At 53.0% G+C, this 702-nt stretch carries 1 protein-coding gene; it reads right to left on the reverse strand.

The window, feature by feature from the left end:
• Positions 1-652 (reverse strand): transposase family protein (locus C7B65_RS27125; RefSeq protein ID WP_106254261.1); only part of this gene is annotated, 652 nt, incomplete at its 3' end.
• Positions 653-702: the final 50 nt, after the last annotated feature.

Below are 702 nucleotides of genomic sequence, written 5' to 3' on the forward strand. Positions count from 1 at the left end.
CTTGAAACCCCAGGTCTACTTCAATCGCAATCTCAGTCGGAAGTGCCCCAACGATTTCTGCTTCGTCCAGCAATCGCCTGTCGTGGTGCCTGCCGTCTTGAGCGGTACTTAGAACTAACACTCGCTTGATTTCATCCACAGCAGCGATGTGTTTGCGCGTGTTGCGCCGCTTTTTCCCGGAGTAGGTTTCGCTTTGCCGTTCGGGGTCTTGGGGGCGTTGAATCGGACGTTCAGTGCCGTCAATCATCACCCGCTTCACGCCTGGAAATCGGGACACGAACTGCTCAACGCTCGTCAACTTGCGCTCTGGCAATGCTAGCTGAGTGCCCAAGGCAGATTCTAAAAACGGTTGTAAGCGATGCAGCCAGCGATTCGCCTGTGAGCGGTCGAGGTCAAACAGAATCCCGGCTAGGTCAAAGGTCGGATAACACTTGAAGTAAAACAAAACAAAAAACAACTGATGGTCTATCCCTTCCAGGCGTGGCTTACGTCCGCCACCTCGCGCTCGTTGCCTGGGGGTTAAATCTTGCTGCTCTGCTTGCTCAGATGCCATCGAAAAACTGACCAGCAACCGAGCAAAGGCTTGCAGGTTCAAGCCCGTCATCGCTCGCACCAGTCGGTCTTGTCGCAGCACTCGATCTACATCTAGCATCCTTCCGTCTCCACTCACTCGTTCTATATATTCTGCCTTATTTCACAACA

This window comes from Phormidesmis priestleyi ULC007 (assembly GCF_003003695.1).
GTDB classification, from domain to species: Bacteria; Cyanobacteriota; Cyanobacteriia; order Leptolyngbyales; family Leptolyngbyaceae; genus Phormidesmis_A; species Phormidesmis_A priestleyi_A.